The sequence below is a fragment of the Methylobacterium sp. 1973 genome (assembly GCF_040545035.1).
Taxonomy (GTDB): domain Bacteria; phylum Pseudomonadota; class Alphaproteobacteria; order Rhizobiales; family Beijerinckiaceae; genus Methylobacterium; species Methylobacterium fujisawaense.
This window is the reverse complement of record NZ_JBEPLA010000004.1, coordinates 284,074-303,897: the sequence shown is the minus strand read 5'-3', so window position 1 is coordinate 303,897 and position 19,824 is coordinate 284,074. Positions and strand designations below refer to the sequence as shown.

Here is a 19,824-nt window from a genome sequence, read left to right as displayed (position 1 = left end):
TCCTTCCCTTGCGGCTTCCCGGCGTCCTCGGCGGACGTTCTCTCCGGTGGTTTGTAGTGCGATTCCCGCGCGTTGCGAGGGCCTTGGCCGCTCTCCATCGCCGCAGGCCGCGGGCCTACCTGAATTTGCAGGTGGTCTCCGGGAGGTCGACGCCCAGCGTATCGAGGGGCGTGCGCTGGTGCAGGAAGCCCTGCTCGGGCGCGACGGAGACCAGCGCCTTGGGCTGCACGACGATGATCGCTTGGCGCAACTGATGGTCCCAAGGCCGGAAACTCAGCGGCACGCCCTTGTAGGCCGGAAGGGTGAAGGCGGGATCGACGAGGTACGGGGCGATCACGGCCGGATCGTTGGTCTTCTTCGCCGTGACGGCTTCGCCGACCGTCCGCACCGCCGCCCAGGCTTGGTAATCCAGCGGGCGCATCAGCCGCGATGCGAGCCGGCGGAAGCGGTTCTGGGCCTGCGCGGCGCCCCAGGTCTCTAGGACCGGCGACCACGTCGTCGGCGTCAGCGCCTGCGTTCCGCCGACGGGCCGCGGATCGACGGTGCGGTAGGGAACGTAGTCGCCCCAGTCGCCCTCCTCATCCGCCACGACGGCCATGTCGTAGTCGAGGCCCCGGGTGAAGACCATCGCCTCGGCCCGGGTCGGCGTGTCGCCGCGCGCCTTGGCGAGCGGGCCGAAGGTCCAGGGCTTCTCGGCGGTGATCTTCAGCGCGAATTTCCGCGCCGAATTGCGCATCGCGTCGGCGTAGGCCTTGTCGGCCTCGGTCGGGCCGACGATCAGGAAGAGCTTCCGCCAGCGCATCACGGTCAGGTACTGCGCCAGGGCATCGGTCAGCATCGCCCGGGACGGCAGGATGTGGAACACGTTGGCGCGGCAATCGGTGCCGCGCAGACGGTCGTCGGCAGCCCCCGCGTTGAGGATGACGGCCCCCGTGTCCTTGACCGCGTCCGCGACCGCCAGGACGGAATCTGCGGGGAGCGCCAGGACGAGGTAGCGGACGCCGTTACCGATCAGCGTCTTGGCGGCCGCCACGGCGTCCGGCTTGTCGTCCGTCAGCGCCACCTCGTCGAGGACGTAGGACTGCTTGGTGAAACGGCCGGTGGTGTTGTTGTCGGCGATGCCCATCTTGGCGCCGGCCAGGCCCTCGTCCTCGGGCGCCGCCTCGGCATCGTAGGAGGACGGCGCAGGCTGCGGCCGGTAGATCAGGCCGATATGGGTCTCGATCCCCTGCGGGGCCGCGTGCTGGGCCGGTTGCGCCGCCGCAGCCGGGGCTTGGTCCTCGGCCCATGCCGACGGCGGAGCCAGGGCCAGCGCGACGAGGGCCGCGCGCAGCCAAGCCGGGCGCGTCGGAGGCCGGAAGACGGTGTCGGGTGCAGGATGATGCATGTGGGCGGCCTCTATCAGCTTCCGCTCTGGCCGCTCAACCGCGGCGTGTCGTCCCGACGTTCACGTTGCCGTCGTGGGATAGGTGGACGCGGAAGTACATTGCCAAATTGTCCCTTCGCCCGACCTATGGCGGGAACGACGCCGCCGATACGGGCGGCCGAACGCCTTGAGAGGAAGCTCCCGCCGATGCGCCTGACGTCTCTCCGCGCCGCGATTGCCTGCAGTTTCGTGGCGCTCTCGGCCGCCCTGCCCGGCGCGGCCAGCGCAGCCGAGAAGGCGGCCGTGTTTCCGGTCGAACTCTTCGATCCCGGCGCCTCCTACGGAACCCGGACGCGGCCGGTCGATGCGCGAAAACTCACCCTCGTCACGGACGAATTGCGCAACGCCCTCCGTGACAGGGCCGGGCTGGAGATCGTCGATACCGCATCCAAGGCCGACGTCGTCGCCAAGGAGGGGCCGCTCTACAAATGCAACGGCTGCGCGGCGGACATCGCCAAGAGCCTGGGTGCGGACCTCGTCGTGACCGGTTATGTGGAGAAGGGGTCCGGTCAGATCTTCAACCTGAGCGTCACGATCGCCGAGGCCGATACCGGCAAGGCGGTGCGCGGCGGCCAGGTGACGATCCGCGCCGACACCGACGATACCTGGGCGCACGCGATGCGCTGGGTGGTGAAGAACCGCCTGCTCGCCGAGCCGCTGCCCGGGAAGTCTTGAGACGGTCCGTTCAAGTCCGAGTGTTTCGTGCCCACGTCTTCAACCCAGCAAGATCCTCTGCCCCGGCTCCTCGTCAGCGTCCGCGATCCGGCTGAGGCCGAGGCCGCTCGCCTTGCGGGTGCCGACCTGATCGATGCCAAGGATCCGGAGCGCGGGGCGCTCGGCGCCCTGGACGACGGGATCGTGCGGGAGATCGTCGCCCGCGTGTCCGGCGGTGCCGCGACGAGTGCGGTGGCCGATCCCGCGGTCCGATCCGTGGCCGCCCTGGCGCAGACCGGCGTCGACTGGGTGAAGGTGGGCCTCGCGCCAGCCCTGCTCCGGGATCCGTCGGCCCTGGTCGACCTTGTCGCGGCGGCACCGGGGCGGCTGATCGCCGTGCTGTTCGCCGAGGACGGCACGACGGCCCCGCATGTGCCCGCACTCGCAGCCGCCGGCTTCGCGGGCGCCATGGTCGATACCGCAGGGAAGACCGGCGCCCGCCTGCCCGATCTCGCCGCTCCCGCGGATCTCTCGGCCTTCACCGCCGCCTGCCGGGTGCACGGCCTGATGAGTGGCCTCGCCGGGTCGCTTCGGGTGATCGACATCCCGGTTCTGTGCGCATACCGGCCGGATTATCTCGGCTTCCGCGGCGGCCTGTGCCGGGACTTCGACCGCCGCAACGGCATCGATCCCCTGCGCGTGGCCGAGGCGCTGCGCGCCCTCCGGCCGAGCAGGCAGGACGCGGCGTGACCACCGTCATCAAGGTCGGCGGCAGCCTCGAAGCGGATCCGCATCGCCGCCGCGCCCTGCTGACGGCGATCGGCGACGGGGCGCACGGGCGCTGCATCGTGGTCCCGGGCGGCGGCGCCTTCGCCGACGCCGTCCGGGCCGCGCAGGCACGGGAGCGGTTCGGCGATGCCGAGGCCCATCGCCGGGCCCTCGATGCCATGAGCGACGCGGCCGGAATCTTCCGCGGGATCGAGCCGCGTCTGGCGCAGAGCCTGGAGCCCTGGGCGGAGACCGCGCCCGCCCGGATTCGGGTTTGGAATCCGCGCGGCCTGCGCGGCGGCCATCCGGACATTCCGGAAACCTGGGACGTGACCTCGGACAGCCTCGCCCTCTGGCTCGCGACGCGGATCCGGGCCGAGCGCTGCGTCCTGGTGAAATCCATCGATGTACCGCAGGGCCGGGATCCCGTCGCGCTGGCGCAGGAGGGGATCGTGGATGGCGCCTTCCCGGGCTTCGCAGCCAAGTTCGAGGGGGCGATCGAGATCTGGGGCCCGCAGTGCCGCGTTGCGGTCGAGACGAGGACCGCCGCGTGAGCACCCCCGAGCACATCGTCTTCGTCACCGGCCGTCTGGCCCGGGCGCGGCTCGAGAAGGTCGCGGCGGGGCTGCCGGAGAATCTGCACTGGAGCATCGCGGATGCCGGCGTGAAGGTCGCGGCGCTGATGACCGAGGAGATCATCCGCCGACGGATCGTCCTCCCCGAGGGCGCCACCCGGATCATCCTTCCGGGCCGGTGCCGGGCCAACCCGGAGCATCTCGCCGCCCATTTCGGTGTGCCCGTGGAGCGGGGACCCGACGAGGTGGTCGACCTGCCGGCCTGGCTCGGCCTGACCGCGCGCAAGGTCGATCTGTCCCGGCACGACCTCCGGATCTTCTCGGAGATCGTGGATGCGTCGAAGATGAGTGTCGCGCAGATCGTCGCCAAGGGCCTCGATCTCGCCCAGCGCGGCTCGGACGTCATCGATCTCGGCGGCTTGCCCGACACTCCGTTTCCGCATCTCGAGGAGTCCGTCCAGGCCCTCAAGGGCGCAGGCCTGAAGGTCAGCGTCGATTCCTTCTCCCGCGAGGAACTGGTCCGGGGCGCCGGGGCCGGCGCCGACTTCCTGCTGAGCCTGAACGAGGAGACTCTCGATCTCGCCTTCGAGACCGACGCGGTGCCGATCCTCGTGCCCCTGCGGCCGGACGACCTGCCCTCCCTGGATCGCGCGATCGAGCGCATGCTGAAGGCGGGACGCCCCTTCCTCGCCGATCCGATCCTGGAGCCGATCCATCACGGCTTCGTCGATTCGATCGCGCGCTACCGCGACACCCGCGCCCGCTGGCCCGAGATCGACATGATGATGGGCACCGGCAATCTCACCGAGCTGACCGAGGCCGATTCACTCGGCGTCACCGCGCTGCTCGTCGGCATGTGCTCGGAACTGTCGATCGGCAATGTGCTGATCGTGCAGGTCTCCAACCACACCCGCCGCACCGTCGAGGAGCACGACGCCGCCCGACGGATCATGTACGCGGCCAAGGCCGATTCCGCGCTGCCCAAGGGATACGGTCGGGCGCTGCTTGCCCTCCACGACAAGCGCCCGTTCGTGCAGACGGCCGACGAGATCGCCCAGGCCGCCGCGGAGGTGCGCGACCCGAATTACCGGATCGTGACCGCCGAAGACGGGATCCACCTCTACAATCGCGACATCCACAGGGTCGGCACCGACGCGATGGCCTTCTTCCCCGAACTCGATGTGGCCAGCGACGGCGCCCACGCCTTCTATCTTGGCGCCGAACTGGCCAAGGCGGAGACGGCGTGGCGACTCGGCAAGCGCTACGTCCAGGACGAGGCGCTCGACTGGGGCTGCGCCGCCGACGCCGACATCGAGGATGCCACCGCCTTCAAGAAGGCCGGCCATACCCGGCATTCGGGACCCGATGCGCCGCCACCGGGGACACGCGATGCGCGGCTGGTCGGGCCCGAGGCCGGCGCAACGCCGCCCGAGACCATTCCCGAAGCCCAGGTGCGGGCCGAGGCCGCGCCCGAGCGTCCGCAGGACCCGCCGACGAAGCTGGTCTGCGGGCGCCTCGTCCCCGCCGACAAGGCGTGAGGCCATGCCGCTGATCCTCGAGACCATCGTCACGACCCTGTCCCCGGCGGGCGAACTGCACCTCGTTCCGTTCGGACTGATCGGCGAGGATGACGGCTACGTCCTCGCGCCGTTCCGGCCGTCGCCGACCATCGCCAATCTGGAGGCCAACCCCTGCTTCGCGGCCTCGAGCCCCCGCGACATCCGGGTGATCGCCGGCGCGGTGACCGGCCGACGCGAATGGCCGACGCTGCCCTGCACGGCGATCGAGGGCCGCCGCCTCGCCGACAGTTTCGGCCACGCGGAGTTCGCCGTCGCCGCCGTCGAGGCCCACGAGACGCGGCCGCGCTTCCGCGGCCGCATGGTCCACAGCGCCGCGCATCAGCCGTTCATCGGCTATAACCGCGCCCAGGCCGCCGTCCTCGAAGGCGCCATTCTTTCGACCCGGCTCCACATGCTGGAGCCCGATAAGGTGTTGACGGAGATGGCCTACCTCGCCATCGCCATCGGCAAGACCGCTGGGCCGCGCGAGCGCGAGGCCTGGGGTTGGATCGAGGACAAGGTCGCGGCGGCGTTCGGCCCCGAGGCGCGCGTTCTCGATCGCGACGACCGCTGAGGGCGGGAGGAGAAGGACAAGATGAAGAAAATCACCCTGGCCCTGGCGGCCACGGCAGCCCTAGTGGCGGCTACCGCGCAGGCCCACGGCCCAACCCGGCGCAAGATCACCGAGTCGATCGAGATCAACGCCCCCGCCGACAAGGTCTGGGCCGTGCTCGGCGATATGAAGAATTCCGACTGGATGCAGAACGTCACCAAGACGGAGCTCAACGGCGATCCGGCCGGCAAGTTCAAGCGTGTCCTGACCCTGAAGAACGGCGATCAGATCCAGGAGACCAGCAACAAGTACAAGCCCGATGACAAGCTGTTCTCCTATTACATCGACAAGGTCGACGTGAAGGATCTTCCGGCGAACGACTACTCGGCGACGATCACGGTCGAGCCCGAGGGCAACGCCAAGTCGAAGGTCGAGTGGAAGGCGGCCTTCTATCGCGGCTACATGAACAACGATCCGCCGCCGGATCTGAACGACGAGGCTTCCGAGAAGGGCGTCGGCGACTGGATCAAGGCGAGCCTCGCCAACCTGAAGGCCAAGGTCGAGAAGGGCTCGTGAGCCTGTCTCGGGGCCGCGCGGCCCTCGTCGCCGGCCTCGTTCTCATCGCAACCGCCTCCCGAGCCGAACCGGCCCGGGAGGCCATCGTCACCGCGCAGCTCGGCGGCGCGATCGAGATCGTCGATCTGGCCACCCGGACGGTGGTGCGCCGCATCCCCGTCGACGGGGCCCCGGCCGGGATCGCCCTGTCGCCCGATCGCCGGCGCGCCTACGTCACGCGTCCGGAGGGGCACGGTCTCGCGATCCTCGATCTCGATGCCGGCCGCGTCCTCGCCGAGGTGCCGCTGCCCGGCGGGCCGCTCGGCGTCGCGGCCGACCCGCGGGGCGGCACCGTCTACGTGGCCGACTGGTACGGGCACCGTCTGTTCGTGCTGACCGAGCGCGACGGTACGCTGGTCCCGGACGGCGAGATCGCGGTCGGCGCCTCGCCCTCGGGAATCGCCGTCAGCCCCGATGGCGGAACGCTCTATGTCGCCAACCGCGAGGCCGACACGGTCTCCGTCGTGGATACAGCGACCCGACGGGAGAGCTCCGTCATTCCCGTGGGGCAGCATCCGTTCGGCATCACCCTCGATGCCGCGGCCGGGCGCGCCTACACGGCCAATGTCACCGGGGACGACGTCTCGGTTCTGGACCTGAAGACCGGGCGCGAGATCGGCCGCGTGCCGACCGGCCGCCGGCCTTACGTGATCGCCCTCGCCGGCGGGCGCGGCTTCGTCACCGACCAATATGCCGGCAGCGTCACGGCGTTCGACCTCGCCACGCTGAAGCCGATCGCCGACGTCGATGTCGGCGATCATCCGGAAGGGATCGCCGCGGATTCGGACGGCCGCCTCTACGTGGCCAATTGGGGCGACAACACCCTGAGCGTCCTCGATTCCAAGACGCTCAAGGTGCTGGCGACCATCCCCACCGGCAACGGCCCGCGCTCGTTCGGCGCCTTTCTGCGCTGAGGCTCAGCCCGTGCGGCGGTGCGGCGCCCGGCGGTAGGCCGCCCGGGCCATCACCAGCGCGCCGCCGATTTGCAGGAGGCCGGTCTCGCCGAGATCCGAGGGCGCGAAATGCGCCTGGATCAGCAGCCGCGTCAGCGCGTTCAGCGCGAGCAATGTCAGGCAGAAGGCTGCAGCGGCCAGCAGGCTGGCGACGAACTCGGGCATGATCGCGCTCCCGTGTCGAACGGGAGGAGATTAGCAAGCCCCGCGCCAGGGCCAAGCTGCCGGAACCGCCGATCTCAGCGCTTGCGGCCTGCGGGCGCGGATGCCGGCGTCCCCGCCTGCGCGGCCGGCGTGGGCCGGGGCGTCTCGACGGCGAGCCGCTTCACCGGCCAACCGTCGCTCCAGCGCTCCATGTCGGCCAGGCGTGGATTGTTCTTCAGCGCCGTCGCATCCGACCCGGCGAAGGCCGCGGCGGCGGCGAGGTCGAAGGTCTTCCAGAAACCGAGATAGTCCAGGGCATCGACCCGGGCGAGATTGATCTGCGAGACCAGCGTCTGCTGCTCGCCGGTCAAGGCCATGTCGGCGGACCAGCGGAACGGCGGCGGCTTGGTCGACTCCTTCGGCGCATCCTTGGGCTCCGGCGCGGGCTTGATGTTGCCCCCGTCATAGGCGCTGTCGACGCCCGCAGGGGCGGCCAGCGTCGCCGTAAGGGCCGGGAAGCCATGATCGTCCGAAAGGACCCGCACGAACAACTTGCGGTCCAGCGGCACGCCGCTGGCCTCGCGCAGGAGACGCTTCGCCGCGAGGTCGGCAGCCCGCGTGTCCTTGTCGCCGACCATGGCCACGAGGAGCGTGGATGGGTCGATCGCCGCCAGGTCGGTCAGCGCGATACCTCTGGATTTCGGCCCGCTGGCGATACCGCCGGGCGTCGCCGCAAAGATCAGCTTCGGAACCGGCAGGCCCTGCGCCTTTGCGGCCGCTGCGAGATCCATGGCGAGCGGCGCGCCGGCGAGATGGCCGATCATCGCGACGCGGCCAAGATCGGGCTTGGCCTCGCTCTCCGTCGCAAGTTCCGCGAGCGCGGCCTTGACCAAGCCTTCCGCGATGGCCGGGGCATCGGCCGGTCGCGTCCGGTTGACCTCCTGGAACCGGGGGAACAGGACGAGCCAGCCCTGGCGGGCGAGATGGTCGATCCAGCCGCCATAGCTCTGCGGATTGACCGCCCCCCACCCGTGCAGGACGATGGCGACGGGCCGTCCCGCCTCCGGCGCAGCGCCCGCTGCGTAGAACGCATAGGTGGAGGCCGTGCCGCGCCCGAGCAGCCGCTTGGTGATCGTGGCCTTGCGGTCACCCGCACCCCCCGCCCCATCGGCAGGCTGGGCGGGCGGCGTCGCCGCCTGGACGGATACGAGGCCGGCCAGGGTCATGATCGCGGCGGCAGTCAGCGATCCGCGAAGAACTGTGAGACGCATCAGGGACTCGACTGAGAGACGCTTGGCGTCGGCAGGTCAGAATGCGCTGAATAGCAGATTCTCTCGCCTTGGCGACTCATCGCCTCAGTCTTCCGCCAAGCTTCGGCGGTCGAGCCTCAGGACAGCATGCACCGCGTCATATCCGGACGGTCGAGCCGCCGCACGATCGCTGCCATCTCCGCCGGAATGTCGTATTCCGCTGCGCCGTAGACGCTGAGCAGCCCCTCGCGGACCGTATCGAGAAGGACGGACTCGACCGTATCCCGGGCGCCGGGCCGGCGCAGGGAATCGGCGTGGTTGATTGCAACGATCTTCATGGCGGTGCCGCGGGTCAAGTGTACTGCGCACGTCCGGGGGCTGCTGCTCCGGAGTGGCGTACAACTGTGTGGCCGCCTCAGGTTTCCAGGCCGGTGGGGATTATTTTGCCGCCCGGTCCGATAACGGACGGTCCGGGCTCGGTGGACGGCCGGCCGGCGGCCTGCTCCACCCAGGCGAGGATGTCTTCGGCGCGCCAGGGCTTCGGGATGAATGTCGCCGAGACGCGCAGGTCGCTCGGCTGGTCGCCGGCATCGCCGGAGGTTAGGAGGACCCGCACGCGCGGCCAGGTCACGCCGATGATCCGCGCCAGTTCGAAACCGCCGATCGGCCCGGGAGTCCGGACGTCCGAGAACACCACGCTGACCTCGTCCGCGCGATCATTGAGAATGGCCAGGGCGCGATCGGCGGTCTCGGCTTCGATGACCGTGAAGCCCGTATCCTCCAGCAGCGTGGCCGCGAGGAAGCGCTCGTCGGGCTGGTCTTCCACGACGAGGATCACGGGCTTCTGGCCAGGCTGTACCGATTCGCTCATGGGCCAGGACACTCTACAGGGGCTGAACGGCGGTCGCTTCGATCGGTTCAACGCCCGAACGCCGCGAAGGGCCACACCCGCGCGGGCACAGATCCTCCTTTGATCCTTGCACAATTGAGAAATTGAGGCCGTGTCTTGGGCAACACAGCCAACGCAGAACGCGTTCGCTCGACCGTCGATGACGTCTTTTCAGCCGACACCGTGTGACTTCAGGAAAGCCAGAGCGCGTGTCCAGCCATCCTCGGCAGCCTCACGCCGGTAGCTCGGACGGTAATCCGCATGGAAGCCGTGCGGCGCATCCGGATAGATCACGATCTCGACGCTCTTGCCCGCCGCCAGAGCACGATCACGCGCCTCTTCCACGGCCTTTACCGGGATACCGGTATCGGCTCCTCCATACAGGCCGAGCAGCGGAGCATGGATCTCGGCGGCCACGTCGCCGGCGGTGCGCGGCTGAATGTCGGTGCGTTCGCCGCCGACAGGCCCGTACCAAGCGACCGCCGCCTTCAGGTCGCGACGATGCGCCGCGTACAGCCACACGTCACGTCCACCCCGGCACCAGCCCATGACGCCGAGCCGGTTCGCATCACCCTTCGCCGCCGAAGCCGCCCAGGCGGCCGCCGCATCGAGGTCGCCGATCCACTGCGCGTCCGGCGTCTTCGCGATGACGTCCCGGATGATCTGCTTGGGATCCGACATGGTCGAGAGATCGCCCTGGCGGGCGTAGAGTTCGGGCGCCACCGCGCAGTAGCCGGCCTTCGCGAGCCGGCGGCAGATGTCCTTGATATAATCGTGGACGCCGAAGATCTCCTCGATCACCAGAACGATCGGGAAGGGGCCGGTGCCCTCCGGAACCGCCCGATAGGCCGGCATCGGCCCGTCTGCGGCCGGGATCTTGACCTCGCCGGCCTCGATGCCGGTCGGGTCCGTGTGGATCACCTGAGCCTCCACGCGGGTGGTCGCGAGGGTCAAGCCACTCATCAGGCTCGTCATCACGAAGCCTCGCCGGGAGAAGGGTTGCGTGATCAGCCCGTCGAGTCCAGCCCGGTCGTGATCCGCCATGATGCTCTCTCCCTTGCTTCAAGGATGAGGGCTATCCGCGTGCGGCGGCCCGGGTCAAATCTTCCGCCCGCCGCCGGACCGTCACGCCCCTGCGGCAGCCAGGGCCCGCGCCGGCCGGCGCACGGTCACCCGGACCGGTTCGGGCGTCTCGCGCGGCGTCAGCATCTCACCCAGGCTGACGAAGGTCTCGGCCGCCGGTGCGACCACCGCGCGGATGCCGTAGCCCAGCGCGAAGGACCGGATCAGCTCGGCGTCGCGCGCAATACCGAAGCGGTCGAGGGCCGCCAGGAAGGCTTCCCGGAACAGGCTCGGCCGGCACCAGCGCTTCTCGGCCATCTGCAGCGGCCAGTCCCACAAGCCCTCGGCCCGGCGCATGGCCAGGGCGCCGCGTGCGATGAAATAGCCGGTCTCCCGGTGCTCGATCCCGTCCGTCTGGACCGACCAGTCGTCATTGCCGAACAGTTCGGCCGCGGCTGCGTTGCCCATCGGGTCCTCCGCCCTGAACCTGCCTTCCGGCGCACCGGAACATTGCCGGAACACTGGCGCGGAATTCGGCGGCGGTCAAGGCACTTGTTCCCGGTGCGTTCGCGGGCCGGGATGGACGTCAGCGGGCCTTGAAAATGGCGTGCTCGATCCGGTCGCCCGGCGCGATTCCGAGCTTCGCCGCGGTTCCCGCATTCAGTTCCAGGACCGCGAGGACGGGGCCGCCCGAAGCGATGATCGCGGTGGAGAGCGGCTCGGTATCGGCCGCGATCCGGCTGATCGTCCCGTCGGCGCGGATGAAGACCATGTCGAGAGGCAGATAGGTGTTCTTCATCCACATGGTGACGGGCTGGTCCTGCTCGAAATCGAACAGCATGCCGTGATCCCCCGCCATGTGCCGACGGAACATCAGGCCCCGGGCGCGGGCGGCGTCGTCGCGCATCACCTCGACGTCGAAGCGCTTGGGCCCGGATTTCGTGATGATCGTCAGCGGCTCCGACTTGACCGCAGCGGCGCGCGCCGCAGCCTGTGCCCGGGCCGCCGGGGTCGGGCCGACCGCGCTCACGGCGAGACAGGCTAGTGCGGCCGCCGAGGCGGCGCGGAATATGGATCTCACAGGCTCAAGCCTCTCGAGGAATGGCGCGCGGGCCCGCGCGCCCGGCGCCGGTGTTAGACCAGGATGTGCGACAGGGGAATCCGGCGCTGGATTTCCGCCGATTCGCCAGGCCTATGGCGCAGGCTGCGCGCTGCCGGCAGGGCGCAAACTAATGCGAGGCGGGCATCGCCCCGTCGATCAGCCGGACCTCGGCCGCCATGACGCCCTTCGAGCCGTCGCCATAGCGGACGAGAACGGACTCCCCGGGCTTCAGCTCGGCGATCCCGTAGCGCCGCAACGTCTCCATGTGCACGAAGATGTCAGGCGTTCCGTCGCCCCGCGTGAGGAAGCCGAACCCGCGCAGGCGGTTGAACCACTTCACGACGGCCGTTTCCAATCCGCTGGTCGGCGTCACGGTAACGTGGGTGCGCGGCATGGGCATCTCGGACGGATGCACCGCCGTGGCCTGATCGAGGGAGATCACCCGGAACGCCTGCCAGCCCCGTGGGCGCTCGACGGCTTCCACGACGATGCGTGCGCCCTCGCTCGCGGCCTGATACCCGTCGCGACGCAGACAGGTCACGTGCAGCAGGATGTCCGGCGCGCCGTCGTCGGGCACGATGAAGCCGAAGCCCTTCGAGACGTCGAACCACTTGATGCGCCCCGCCACCTCGACGAGATCGAGAGCCTCGTCCTCGTACTGACCCTGTTCGCCGGTTCGGGCGACCGGCAACCGTTCGGGGTTCTCCGGCCCGGATCCGCGTTCGTCAGACATGGCCGAGCAACCTACACCGAATCACGCCGCGCGCTCTCCCGACAAGATTAACGAAGTCCTGATGGCCGGGAAGCCCATTTGGCCGCCTGATGAGCCCCGCGAAGTTGCAATCTTGGCGCACGGAGGCGGGGCCGCAACAGTCGATCGGTCGCAGCTACCGGGGAAACCGGGGTTTAAGCGCCGGGGCCGCCGAAGGGTTTTTCCGATCCCCCGCTGCGGACCGTCGCCGCACATTCGCGCGCCCACCGCCTTCACGTTTCCGAGAGCCTTCGCGCCTGCGTCACGGTGGGCCGAGGCGCCCCGAGCCGGTTCCGGTGGAAAGGGCGGCGCCGACATGGTTTGGGAGCACCATCATGTCCGTTGACGTCACCCTCGACCGCCCCGTCTCCGCATCACCGGCTGCGCAGCGCCGATGGCCGGTCATCGACGCCGCCCGGGCCGCAGCCCTGGCGGCGATGGCGAGCTACCACACGGTCTGGGATCTCGGCCACCTGCGGCTGACGGCGGAGAATTACGCGCTGACCCCATTGGGCCGGCACGCCGCCGAGGCGATCGCCGGAAGCTTCGTGCTTCTGGTCGGCGTCGGGCTCGTGCTGATGAACGGCCGGGGCGTCCGGGTCCGGCCGACCCTGCTGCGGTTCGCGCGGATCGGCGGGGCGGCGCTGCTCGTGACCCTCGGCACCTGGGTCATGTTCCCGGACGCCTTCGTGTTCTTCGGCGTGCTCCACTGCATCGCCGTCTCGAGCCTGCTCGGGCTGCCGTTCCTGTACCTGCCGGTGCCCGTCACGGCCGTTGCGGCCGCCGCTTTCCTCGCCGCACCGCATGTCGTGCACGCGCCCATCTTCGACGCCGCGGCCCTGTCCTTTCTCGGCCTGGGCTCGGTCGTGCCACGGACGAACGATTACGTGCCGCTCTTCCCCTGGTTCGGGCTGGTTCTGGCCGGGATCGTCCTGGGTCGTCTGGCGCTGCCGAAGCTTGCCCGTTCGCGCCTCGGGGCCTGGGCTCCACGCACGCGCCTGGGGCGCGCCGCCACCTTCGCGGGCCGCCACAGCCTCGCGATCTACCTCATCCACCAGCCCGTCCTGCTGGCCCTGCTGACCGGTGTCGTCACGGTGATCGGCGCCAATCCACGCGCCGGGCTGCGGGCGTTCCGCGCCGATTACGTGACGATCTGCACCCGCACGGGCGGCGAGCCGGCGCTCTGCCGCATCGCCGCGCGCTGCACGTCGGAGGCGCTGCTCCGCGAGGATCTGTTCCGGGAGGATGGGCGCCCCTTCAGCGGGACGGAGCGCCTGCGCGCGCAGGGGCTCTCGCAGGCCTGCTACGCCACCCTGGACGCGGCCGCGCGGGCCGCGCCTTGAGCCCGGCGCCGAACCGCCCGGGCCCGGCGACCGGCGAGGACCGGATCAGTCCTTGGCGCGCTCGACGTAGGAACCGTCGGCCGTCATGACGACGACGCGGGTTCCGGCCGCGATATGGGGCGGCACGGTCGTGCGCACGCCGTTCGACAGGGTCGCGGGCTTGTAGGACGAGGAGGCGGTCTGGCCCTTGAGGACCGGCTCGGTCTCGGCGACTTCAAGGGTCACGCGCTGCGGCAGCTCGATCGTCAGCGGGACGCCGTTATGGACCGAGAGCATCACCGCCATGCCCTCCTGGAGGTACGGGGCGGCATCGCCCACCACGTCCTCCGGCACGGCGATCTGCTCGTAATTCTCGGGGTTCATGAAGTGGAACCCCTCTCCATCGCTGTAAAGGAAGGTGTGCTCGCGATCCTCCACGAAGGCGCGCTCGACCTGCTCGGTCGTCCGGTAGCGCTCGGACACCTTTACGCCGTCCGTGATCCGGCGCATGTCGAGCTGGGTCACCGGCGTGCCCTTGCCGGGGTGAATGTTCTCGGCGAACAGGATCACGTAGAGCTTGCCATCCTTCTCGACGACATTGCCCTTACGGAGCGTTGAGGCGATCACCTTCACGGAATTGCGTCCTGCATTGACATGGGGGCCGGCACGCGCCAAGCGCGGGCGCTGCATCTCGGACCCCGCCACTATCGCATCTGCGCCGCGGTTGCCAGCGGGCGGGCGTGAACCGTCGATGGCACACAGCCTCGGCCGCGGCGCGTCTCCGCGGTCCGGAGCCAGTCAGGGCCGAGGATTGAGAGTGCTCCAGAACGCGACGCCGTACGGTCGGAGCCGGCCGGACTCGCTCCGTAGCGGACGCGGAGGCCGGTCGTGACGGGCGCGGCCTCCCCCTGGTGGTCAGCCGGCCGCCACGCCGACCGGCGCCCGGCGCTGCTCCTGCGCAACCGCATCCTCGCGGCGTTCCGCGCATGGTTCTCCGACCGCGACTTCATCGAGGCCGAGGCCGCCTGCCTCCAGGTCTCGCCCGGCAACGAAGCGCATCTGTCGGCCTTCGCCACGGAGGCGATCGGCGCCAGCGGTGCCCGCACGCCCCTCTACCTCCACACCTCACCGGAATTCGCCTGCAAGAAGCTTCTGGCCGCGGGCGAGACGCGGCTGTTCAGCGTCGCCCGCGTGTTCCGCAACCGCGAGCGCGGGCCCCTGCACCATCCCGAGTTCACCATGCTCGAATGGTATCGGGCCGGCGCCTCGTACACGGCGCTGATGGCGGATTGCGCCGCGCTGCTCGCCTGCGCGGCCGAGACCGCGGGCGCCCGCCGTCTCGTCTTCCGCGGCCGGGAGACGGATCCCTTCGCGGAACCGGAGCGCCTGACCCTGGCGGAGGCCTTCGACCGCTTCGCCGGGATCGACCTCCTGGCCAGCGTCACGCCGAGCGGTGCGACCGATCGGGATGCCCTGGCCGCCGCCGTCGCCGGGGCCGGGCTCCGGGTCGTCCCGGACGACACCTGGGCCGACCTGTTCTCCCGCGTCCTCGTCGCGCGGATCGAGCCGCATCTCGGCCTCGGCCGCCCGACCATCCTGTGCGAATACCCCATCAGCGAGGCCGCCCTCGCCCGTCCGGCGCCGCACGATCCGCGCGTGGCCGAGCGCTTCGAGCTCTACGCCTGCGGCGTCGAACTCGCCAACGCCTTCGGCGAGCTGACCGACCCGGAGGAGCAGCGCCGCCGGTTCGAGGCGGAGATGGCCGAGAAGCAGCGCGTCTACGGCGAGCGCTACCCGATCGACGACGACTTCCTCGCGGCGCTCGCCGTCATGCCGGAGGCGTCCGGGATCGCCCTGGGCTTCGACCGCTTGGCGATGCTGGCCTGCGGGGCAACCCGGATCGAGGACGTGATCTGGACACCCGTGGCGGAGACGCGGCCATGAACCGGGCCCTGCGCAGCGCGGACGACCTTTTCTCCGCCGGCCTGATCTCCGGGGCGGAGGCCGAGGCCCTCGGCGCCGTCCTCGCACGCTACGCCGTCTCGGTGACGCCCGACATGGCCGAACTGATCGACCCGCAGGATCCCGACGATCCGATCGGCCGCCAGTTCGTCCCCCGGGCCGAGGAGGCCGTGGCGACGCCGGAGGAGCGCGCCGACCCGATCGGCGACGCCGCCCACGCCCCCGTGACCGGGATCGTGCATCGCTATCCCGACCGCGTGCTGCTGAAGCCGCTCCATGTCTGCCCGGTCTATTGCCGCTTCTGCTTCCGCCGGGAGATGGTCGGACCCGATGGGCTCGGGACGCTCACCGACGCCGAGCTCGACACCGCCCTCGCCTACATCGCGCAGGATCCGCGGATCTGGGAGGTGGTGCTCACCGGCGGCGACCCGTTCGCGCTCTCGCCGCGCCGCCTCGGCGTCATCGCGGAGCGCCTCGCCGCCATCCCGCATGTCCGGGTGATGCGGGTCCATACCCGCGTGCCAGTGGTGAAGCCCGATCTCGTCTCCGACGCGCTCGTCCAGGCGCTCAAGCGCTTCGGGCGGGCGGTCTTCGTCGCCATCCACGCCAACCATCCGCGGGAATTCACCGCCGCCGCCAGCGCCGCCTGCGCCCGGTTGGTCGATGCGGGCATCCCCCTGGTGAGCCAGTCGGTGCTCCTGCGCGGAGTCAACGACGAGGCCGCGACCCTCGAGGCGCTGATGCGAGTTCTCGTCGAGAATCGGATCAAGCCCTACTACCTCCATCATGGCGATCTGGCCCCCGGAACGGGCCATCTCCGCACGGGTGTGCCCGAGGGGCAGGAGCTGATGCGCGCCCTGCGCGGCCGCCTCTCGGGCCTCGCCCAGCCGACCTACGTGCTCGACATTCCCGGCGGGCACGGCAAGGTGCCGATCGGCCCCGGCTACCTCCGCGAGACGGGGGACGGGGTCCGCGTGACCGATCCGAACGGGCAGGATCATGCCTACCCGCCCAAGGTGTGACGGAGACTCTTCGACCATGCGCAGGCTTTGGGGCCGCCTCACCTCGGTGAACGTGCAGAAGGCCGTATGGGGGCTCGACGAGGCCGGCCTGCCCTACGAGCGGGTCGCGGCCGGCGGTGCCCACGGGGTCGTCAACGATCCCGGCTATCGCACCTTGAACCCGAACGGTCTTGTCCCGACGCTGGAGGAGGACGGCTTTGTCCTCTGGGAATCCAACGCGATCCTGCGCTACCTCGCGGCGACCAGTCCGGCCCTGGCCTTGCCGGCGGATCCGCGGGCGCGCGCCCACGTGGAGCAATGGGTCGATTGGCAGGCCACGAGCTTCACGCCCGCCATGCGCGACGCGTTCTGGCAACTCTACCGGGCGGCCGCGCCCGACCGTGCCCTGATCGCCGCCTCGCTGGAGAAGAGCGAGGCCATGGCCGCGATCCTCGACCACCATCTCGCGGAGCGGACCTACATGGTCGGCGAGGGCTTCAGCATCGCCGACATCGCCCTCGGCTGCGCGGCGCATCGCTGGCTGAACCTGCCGGCCGAGCGGATCGAGCGCCCGGCGCTGCACCGCTGGTACGAGCGCGTGGCCGCCCGGCCCGGCGCCGCCCGCGCCCTGGGCGAGCCCATCGCCTGACGGCATCCTCGGACTTGCCGGCGCGCCGGCGCGATCCACCTTTCCCGACCGCGCCGCCCGGACCGGGGCCGGCCTTTCACGGAGCCCCCGATGGCCATCGATCCGACCCTGCGCGATGCGCTCTCCGCCGTCACCCCGGCGAGCCTCGCCCGCGCCTTGACGCGGGCCGGCGTGAAGGCCTTCACCCCGCACGGCCTCTCGGCGCGCGGGAGCGGCGCCGTCGTCGGCCCCGCCTACACAATGCGGATGATTCCCGCCCGTGACGATGCCGCCGGCGACCTCGCCGCCGCCATCGACGCCGTGCCGGACGGCGCGGTCGTGGTGATCGATGCCGCCGCGTCCGGCCTCGCCCTGCCGTTCGGGGCGATATTGGCCGCGCGGCTCGCCCAGCGGGGCGCCGTCGGCCTCGTGACCGACGCGGCCCTGCCGGACGAGATCGGCATACCGGCCTGGAGCCGTCCGGCAGCCGCCGGGGGCACTCTCGCCCTGGTCGGCACGCAGGAGCGGGTGGCCTGCGGAGGGGCGGCGATCCATCCGGGCGACATTCTCGTGTGCGAATCCACCGGAATCGTCGCCGTGCCGGCCGCGATCGCCGAGCGCGTCGCCCTCGAAGCCGTGGAGCAGCAGCGTCTCGACCTCTGGATCCAGCGCGAGGTGGAGCGGGGTGCCACGCTCGCGAGCCTGCTTCCGCCGGATGCCGCCGCCCTGGCCCGGTTCGAGTCCGAGACGAAGCCGGCTTGAGATCCGTGTTTTTCCCCGCCTCGAAGCTGATCTTCTTCCTGATCACGCCCTCCAATTTCTGCATCTTCGCCATCCTGGTCGGCCTCGGCCTGACGGCGATGACGCGGTGGCGCAGAACCGGGTTCGGATGCGCGCTCTTCGGCGCGCTGCTGCTCGCCGCAGGCGGCCTGTCGCCGGTGTCGGAAATGGTCCTGCTGCCCCTCGAGCAGCGGTTCCCGCCCTATCCGGCCGACGGTCCGGCGCCGGCGGGGATCATCGTGCTGGGGGGCGGGATCGAGGCCGGCCTCTCGGAAGCGCGGGATCAGATCGTCGTCAACGATGCCGGCGAGCGACCGATCTACCTCGCCGACCTCGCCCGCCGCTTTCCCGGGGCGCGGCTGGTCTTCTCCGGCGGCAGCGGCTTCATCGCCGGCGGCATCGCGGAGGCCGACATCGTCAGTCGGCAGGCGGATGTGATCGGCGTGCCGCGGACGCGCCTCATCCTGGAGAACCGCTCACGCAACACGCAGGAGAACGCCGCCTTCTCGGCCGCTCTGGTGCAGCCGAAGCCCGGCGAGCGCTGGCTGCTCGTCACCTCGGCCTGGCACATGCCGCGGGCGATCGGCTGCTTCCGCCAAGCGGGCTTCACGGTGGACGCCTTCCCGGTGGATTACCGGACCCGCGGCTGGGGTGACGTGACCCGTGTCCACGGCTTCGCCTCGGACGGGCTCCTCCAGTTCGACCTCGCGATCAAGGAGTGGATCGGCCTCGCCGTCTACCGCTGGTCCGGCTACACGCCCGACTGGCTTCCCGCGCCCGAGCCCGGCAACGACAGCCGGTAGACGCCCCGGAAATCGTCCGGATCGACGGCCTTTCCCTTTCGCAGGATCGCGATGCGCCCGGCATGGGCGAGCCGCACCGCGATCCGTCGCACGGGCTGCATCAGTGGCCCCCAGCCATCCGGATGCGGACCGCCGAGGGCGCGGGCGACTTCCGAGGGGCAGACGGTCTTGTCGGCGCCGCGCTCGGTCACGAGGCGCAGCATCGTCGTCTCGATGGCGTCGTCGTCGGGTCGTGCGTCGGTCATGTGCGTGCCTCCTCGGCGGGCGACAGGAGCGGCCCCTCGTGCGGTCCCTCCCCGGCTTCCAGAAGCGCCTTGCGGATCTCCGAGGCGAATTGGCGGCGCCACATGATGATCACCACGGCGGTCGTCGAGACGAACAGGATGTAGGGGCTGATGAACCAGCCCAGATAGGCGAGCGCGAAGAAGAACGCCCGCTGTCCGCGGGCGAAGTGACGCCCGGCGCTGACGTTCATGGCCGCGAGCCGCCGCACGGCCCGCAGCATCTCGGTGTCGCTCGCGCCGGATCCTTTCGGCGGCACGGCGCCGAGCAGGATGGCCGTGTAGTTGAACAGCCTGTAGGCCCAGGCGAACTTGAAGAAGGCGTAGACGAAGATCAGTGCGAGGCCGGCGACCTTCAACTCCCAGGTCAGGCGGTTGGCCACCGTCCCGAAGGGCAGCGTCGCGAACAGGTTCAGGACATCGTCCCCGGACCGCGACAGGGTGAGGACGGAGCCCAAGGCGATCAGTGACGTCGAGGCGAAGAAGGCCGTGCCGTTCTGCAGGGAGGCGTTGATCTGCGTATCGACCACCCGGTTGTCGCGGCCGATGACCTGGCGCGCCCAGTTGGCCCGGTGGCCGTTCATGATCTGGCTGAGGGAGACCATCCGTCCGCGCAGCCGGCCCACGGAGAGGCCGTAGGCGACCCAGGCGACGATGAAGTAGAGGAGCGCCCCGAGGTCGAGGTGCGAGAAGGCGGCGCTGCCGGCGGAGAAGTCGTTCATGGTCTCCGGATGGCGGATTCGCGA

The 19,824-nt window shown here is 70.3% G+C and carries 25 protein-coding genes; 13 read left to right on the top strand and 12 right to left on the bottom strand.

The annotated features are described in order from the left end of the window. Nucleotides 1-115 precede the first annotated feature (115 nt). Nucleotides 116-1,387, bottom strand: a complete 1,272-nt coding sequence (locus ABIC70_RS10965) for a lanthanide ABC transporter ABC transporter substrate-binding protein PedA1 (protein ID WP_354439728.1) — start codon at nucleotides 1,385-1,387, stop codon at nucleotides 116-118. A gap of 186 nt (nucleotides 1,388-1,573) precedes the next feature. On the opposite strand from ABIC70_RS10965, the gene ABIC70_RS10960 reads away from it, so the two are divergent. The 7 genes from ABIC70_RS10960 to ABIC70_RS10930 are packed head-to-tail and all read left to right on the top strand — an operon-like array spanning nucleotide 1,574 to nucleotide 7,064. After that, complete coding sequence (locus ABIC70_RS10960) at nucleotides 1,574-2,101, top strand: DUF3280 domain-containing protein (protein ID WP_043380837.1); 528 nt, start codon at nucleotides 1,574-1,576, stop codon at nucleotides 2,099-2,101. A gap of 27 nt (nucleotides 2,102-2,128) precedes the next feature. Beyond that, a complete protein-coding gene (locus ABIC70_RS10955) occupies nucleotides 2,129-2,830 on the top strand; it encodes a (5-formylfuran-3-yl)methyl phosphate synthase (RefSeq protein ID WP_354439727.1) in 702 nt (233 codons plus the stop codon). Next, nucleotides 2,827-3,402 (top strand): amino acid kinase family protein, encoded by a 576-nt coding sequence (locus tag ABIC70_RS10950; RefSeq protein ID WP_354439726.1) that lies wholly within the window; start codon nucleotides 2,827-2,829, stop codon nucleotides 3,400-3,402. The genes ABIC70_RS10955 and ABIC70_RS10950 overlap by 4 nt, the downstream gene beginning before the upstream one ends. Continuing rightward, the gene (locus ABIC70_RS10945; RefSeq protein WP_053610680.1) at nucleotides 3,399-4,961 is read left to right on the top strand and encodes a DUF6513 domain-containing protein; all 1,563 of its coding nucleotides are present in this window, start codon (nucleotides 3,399-3,401) and stop codon (nucleotides 4,959-4,961) included. Before ABIC70_RS10950 ends, ABIC70_RS10945 begins: the two co-directional genes overlap by 4 nt. Nucleotides 4,962-4,965: 4 nt before the next feature. After that, a complete protein-coding gene (locus ABIC70_RS10940) occupies nucleotides 4,966-5,556 on the top strand; it encodes a DUF447 domain-containing protein (RefSeq protein WP_179696744.1) in 591 nt (196 codons plus the stop codon). 21 nt (nucleotides 5,557-5,577) lie between these two features. Continuing rightward, nucleotides 5,578-6,111 (top strand): SRPBCC family protein, encoded by a 534-nt coding sequence (locus ABIC70_RS10935; protein WP_043380734.1) that lies wholly within the window; start codon nucleotides 5,578-5,580, stop codon nucleotides 6,109-6,111. Continuing rightward, nucleotides 6,108-7,064: a beta-propeller fold lactonase family protein gene (locus tag ABIC70_RS10930; RefSeq protein ID WP_179696745.1), complete on the top strand. Its 957-nt coding sequence runs from the start codon at nucleotides 6,108-6,110 to the stop codon at nucleotides 7,062-7,064. Before ABIC70_RS10935 ends, ABIC70_RS10930 begins: the two co-directional genes overlap by 4 nt. Nucleotides 7,065-7,067: 3 nt before the next feature. Here the strand turns inward: ABIC70_RS10930 and ABIC70_RS10925 are convergent, their stop codons facing one another. The 8 genes from ABIC70_RS10925 to ABIC70_RS10890 all read right to left on the bottom strand — a co-directional run bounded on the left by ABIC70_RS10925 (nucleotide 7,068) and on the right by ABIC70_RS10890 (nucleotide 12,283). Continuing rightward, the gene (locus ABIC70_RS10925) at nucleotides 7,068-7,268 is read right to left on the bottom strand and encodes a hypothetical protein (protein WP_043347054.1); all 201 of its coding nucleotides are present in this window, start codon (nucleotides 7,266-7,268) and stop codon (nucleotides 7,068-7,070) included. 74 nt (nucleotides 7,269-7,342) lie between these two features. Next, entirely contained in the window at nucleotides 7,343-8,518 is a 1,176-nt protein-coding gene (locus ABIC70_RS10920; RefSeq protein ID WP_043757883.1) for an alpha/beta hydrolase, read from the bottom strand. A gap of 116 nt (nucleotides 8,519-8,634) precedes the next feature. Further along, a complete protein-coding gene (locus ABIC70_RS10915) occupies nucleotides 8,635-8,835 on the bottom strand; it encodes a hypothetical protein (RefSeq protein WP_354439724.1) in 201 nt (66 codons plus the stop codon). Between the two features lie 77 nt (nucleotides 8,836-8,912). Continuing rightward, nucleotides 8,913-9,368 carry a response regulator gene (locus tag ABIC70_RS10910; RefSeq protein ID WP_043347066.1) on the bottom strand — a complete coding sequence of 152 codons (456 nt, stop codon included), beginning with the start codon at nucleotides 9,366-9,368 and terminating at the stop codon, nucleotides 8,913-8,915. Nucleotides 9,369-9,557: 189 nt separating this feature from the next. Then, nucleotides 9,558-10,430, bottom strand: a complete 873-nt coding sequence (locus ABIC70_RS10905; RefSeq protein ID WP_354439723.1) for a dienelactone hydrolase family protein — start codon at nucleotides 10,428-10,430, stop codon at nucleotides 9,558-9,560. A gap of 81 nt (nucleotides 10,431-10,511) precedes the next feature. Then, nucleotides 10,512-10,916: a hypothetical protein gene (locus ABIC70_RS10900; protein WP_179696748.1), complete on the bottom strand. Its 405-nt coding sequence runs from the start codon at nucleotides 10,914-10,916 to the stop codon at nucleotides 10,512-10,514. A 118-nt stretch (nucleotides 10,917-11,034) separates the two neighbouring features. Beyond that, the gene (locus tag ABIC70_RS10895; RefSeq protein WP_354439722.1) at nucleotides 11,035-11,529 is read right to left on the bottom strand and encodes a DUF192 domain-containing protein; all 495 of its coding nucleotides are present in this window, start codon (nucleotides 11,527-11,529) and stop codon (nucleotides 11,035-11,037) included. A 148-nt stretch (nucleotides 11,530-11,677) separates the two neighbouring features. Continuing rightward, a complete protein-coding gene (locus tag ABIC70_RS10890; protein WP_043757891.1) occupies nucleotides 11,678-12,283 on the bottom strand; it encodes a cold-shock protein in 606 nt (201 codons plus the stop codon). A 353-nt stretch (nucleotides 12,284-12,636) separates the two neighbouring features. Here ABIC70_RS10890 and ABIC70_RS10885 point away from each other — a divergent pair, with 353 nt between their 5' ends. Beyond that, nucleotides 12,637-13,644, top strand: coding sequence for a heparan-alpha-glucosaminide N-acetyltransferase (locus ABIC70_RS10885; protein WP_354439721.1), 1,008 nt, complete (start codon nucleotides 12,637-12,639; stop codon nucleotides 13,642-13,644). A gap of 45 nt (nucleotides 13,645-13,689) precedes the next feature. On the opposite strand, the gene efp is transcribed toward ABIC70_RS10885, so the two are convergent. Next, the gene (gene efp, locus ABIC70_RS10880) at nucleotides 13,690-14,313 is read right to left on the bottom strand and encodes an elongation factor P (protein WP_197739341.1); all 624 of its coding nucleotides are present in this window, start codon (nucleotides 14,311-14,313) and stop codon (nucleotides 13,690-13,692) included. Between the two features lie 198 nt (nucleotides 14,314-14,511). Here efp and epmA point away from each other — a divergent pair, with 198 nt between their 5' ends. From epmA to ABIC70_RS10855, 5 genes are all read left to right on the top strand, one after another. Further along, entirely contained in the window at nucleotides 14,512-15,567 is a 1,056-nt protein-coding gene (gene epmA / locus ABIC70_RS10875) for an EF-P lysine aminoacylase EpmA (RefSeq protein WP_279898297.1), read from the top strand. Further along, on the top strand, nucleotides 15,564-16,607 hold the full coding sequence (locus tag ABIC70_RS10870) for a lysine-2,3-aminomutase-like protein (protein WP_354439720.1): 1,044 nt from the start codon (nucleotides 15,564-15,566) through the stop codon (nucleotides 16,605-16,607). The genes epmA and ABIC70_RS10870 overlap by 4 nt, the downstream gene beginning before the upstream one ends. Nucleotides 16,608-16,623: 16 nt before the next feature. Continuing rightward, nucleotides 16,624-17,235: a glutathione S-transferase family protein gene (locus ABIC70_RS10865; protein WP_043356988.1), complete on the top strand. Its 612-nt coding sequence runs from the start codon at nucleotides 16,624-16,626 to the stop codon at nucleotides 17,233-17,235. Nucleotides 17,236-17,325: 90 nt separating this feature from the next. Next, entirely contained in the window at nucleotides 17,326-17,976 is a 651-nt protein-coding gene (locus tag ABIC70_RS10860; protein WP_043356989.1) for an RraA family protein, read from the top strand. A gap of 5 nt (nucleotides 17,977-17,981) precedes the next feature. Next, a complete protein-coding gene (locus ABIC70_RS10855; protein ID WP_043356991.1) occupies nucleotides 17,982-18,797 on the top strand; it encodes a YdcF family protein in 816 nt (271 codons plus the stop codon). On the opposite strand, the gene ABIC70_RS10850 is transcribed toward ABIC70_RS10855, so the two are convergent. Both ABIC70_RS10850 and ABIC70_RS10845 read right to left on the bottom strand, forming a co-directional pair. Beyond that, on the bottom strand, nucleotides 18,746-19,042 hold the full coding sequence (locus tag ABIC70_RS10850; protein WP_043356993.1) for a DUF3253 domain-containing protein: 297 nt from the start codon (nucleotides 19,040-19,042) through the stop codon (nucleotides 18,746-18,748). The two genes, ABIC70_RS10855 and ABIC70_RS10850, sit on opposite strands and share 52 nt — an antisense overlap. Continuing rightward, nucleotides 19,039-19,800, bottom strand: coding sequence for a DUF599 domain-containing protein (locus ABIC70_RS10845; protein ID WP_075380370.1), 762 nt, complete (start codon nucleotides 19,798-19,800; stop codon nucleotides 19,039-19,041). Before ABIC70_RS10845 ends, ABIC70_RS10850 begins: the two co-directional genes overlap by 4 nt. Nucleotides 19,801-19,824: the final 24 nt, after the last annotated feature.

Excerpts from the sequence above, each read along its gene's own strand:
- efp (WP_197739341.1), bottom strand. The coding sequence starts at position 14,313 with ATGCAGCGCCCGCGCTTGGCGCGTGCCGGCCCCCATGTCAATGCAGGA.
- ABIC70_RS10860 (WP_043356989.1), top strand. The coding sequence starts at position 17,326 with ATGGCCATCGATCCGACCCTGCGCGATGCGCTCTCCGCCGTCACCCCG.
- ABIC70_RS10915 (WP_354439724.1), bottom strand. The coding sequence starts at position 8,835 with ATGAAGATCGTTGCAATCAACCACGCCGATTCCCTGCGCCGGCCCGGC.
- ABIC70_RS10960 (WP_043380837.1), top strand. The coding sequence starts at position 1,574 with ATGCGCCTGACGTCTCTCCGCGCCGCGATTGCCTGCAGTTTCGTGGCG.
- ABIC70_RS10925 (WP_043347054.1), bottom strand. The coding sequence starts at position 7,268 with ATGCCCGAGTTCGTCGCCAGCCTGCTGGCCGCTGCAGCCTTCTGCCTG.
- ABIC70_RS10920 (WP_043757883.1), bottom strand. The coding sequence starts at position 8,518 with ATGCGTCTCACAGTTCTTCGCGGATCGCTGACTGCCGCCGCGATCATG.
- ABIC70_RS10870 (WP_354439720.1), top strand. The coding sequence starts at position 15,564 with ATGAACCGGGCCCTGCGCAGCGCGGACGACCTTTTCTCCGCCGGCCTG.
- ABIC70_RS10885 (WP_354439721.1), top strand. The coding sequence starts at position 12,637 with ATGTCCGTTGACGTCACCCTCGACCGCCCCGTCTCCGCATCACCGGCT.
- ABIC70_RS10905 (WP_354439723.1), bottom strand. The coding sequence starts at position 10,430 with ATGGCGGATCACGACCGGGCTGGACTCGACGGGCTGATCACGCAACCC.
- ABIC70_RS10965 (WP_354439728.1), bottom strand. The coding sequence starts at position 1,387 with ATGCATCATCCTGCACCCGACACCGTCTTCCGGCCTCCGACGCGCCCG.
- ABIC70_RS10900 (WP_179696748.1), bottom strand. The coding sequence starts at position 10,916 with ATGGGCAACGCAGCCGCGGCCGAACTGTTCGGCAATGACGACTGGTCG.
- ABIC70_RS10845 (WP_075380370.1), bottom strand. The coding sequence starts at position 19,800 with ATGAACGACTTCTCCGCCGGCAGCGCCGCCTTCTCGCACCTCGACCTC.
- ABIC70_RS10850 (WP_043356993.1), bottom strand. The coding sequence starts at position 19,042 with ATGACCGACGCACGACCCGACGACGACGCCATCGAGACGACGATGCTG.
- ABIC70_RS10865 (WP_043356988.1), top strand. The coding sequence starts at position 16,624 with ATGCGCAGGCTTTGGGGCCGCCTCACCTCGGTGAACGTGCAGAAGGCC.
- ABIC70_RS10940 (WP_179696744.1), top strand. The coding sequence starts at position 4,966 with ATGCCGCTGATCCTCGAGACCATCGTCACGACCCTGTCCCCGGCGGGC.
- ABIC70_RS10910 (WP_043347066.1), bottom strand. The coding sequence starts at position 9,368 with ATGAGCGAATCGGTACAGCCTGGCCAGAAGCCCGTGATCCTCGTCGTG.
- ABIC70_RS10935 (WP_043380734.1), top strand. The coding sequence starts at position 5,578 with ATGAAGAAAATCACCCTGGCCCTGGCGGCCACGGCAGCCCTAGTGGCG.
- ABIC70_RS10890 (WP_043757891.1), bottom strand. The coding sequence starts at position 12,283 with ATGTCTGACGAACGCGGATCCGGGCCGGAGAACCCCGAACGGTTGCCG.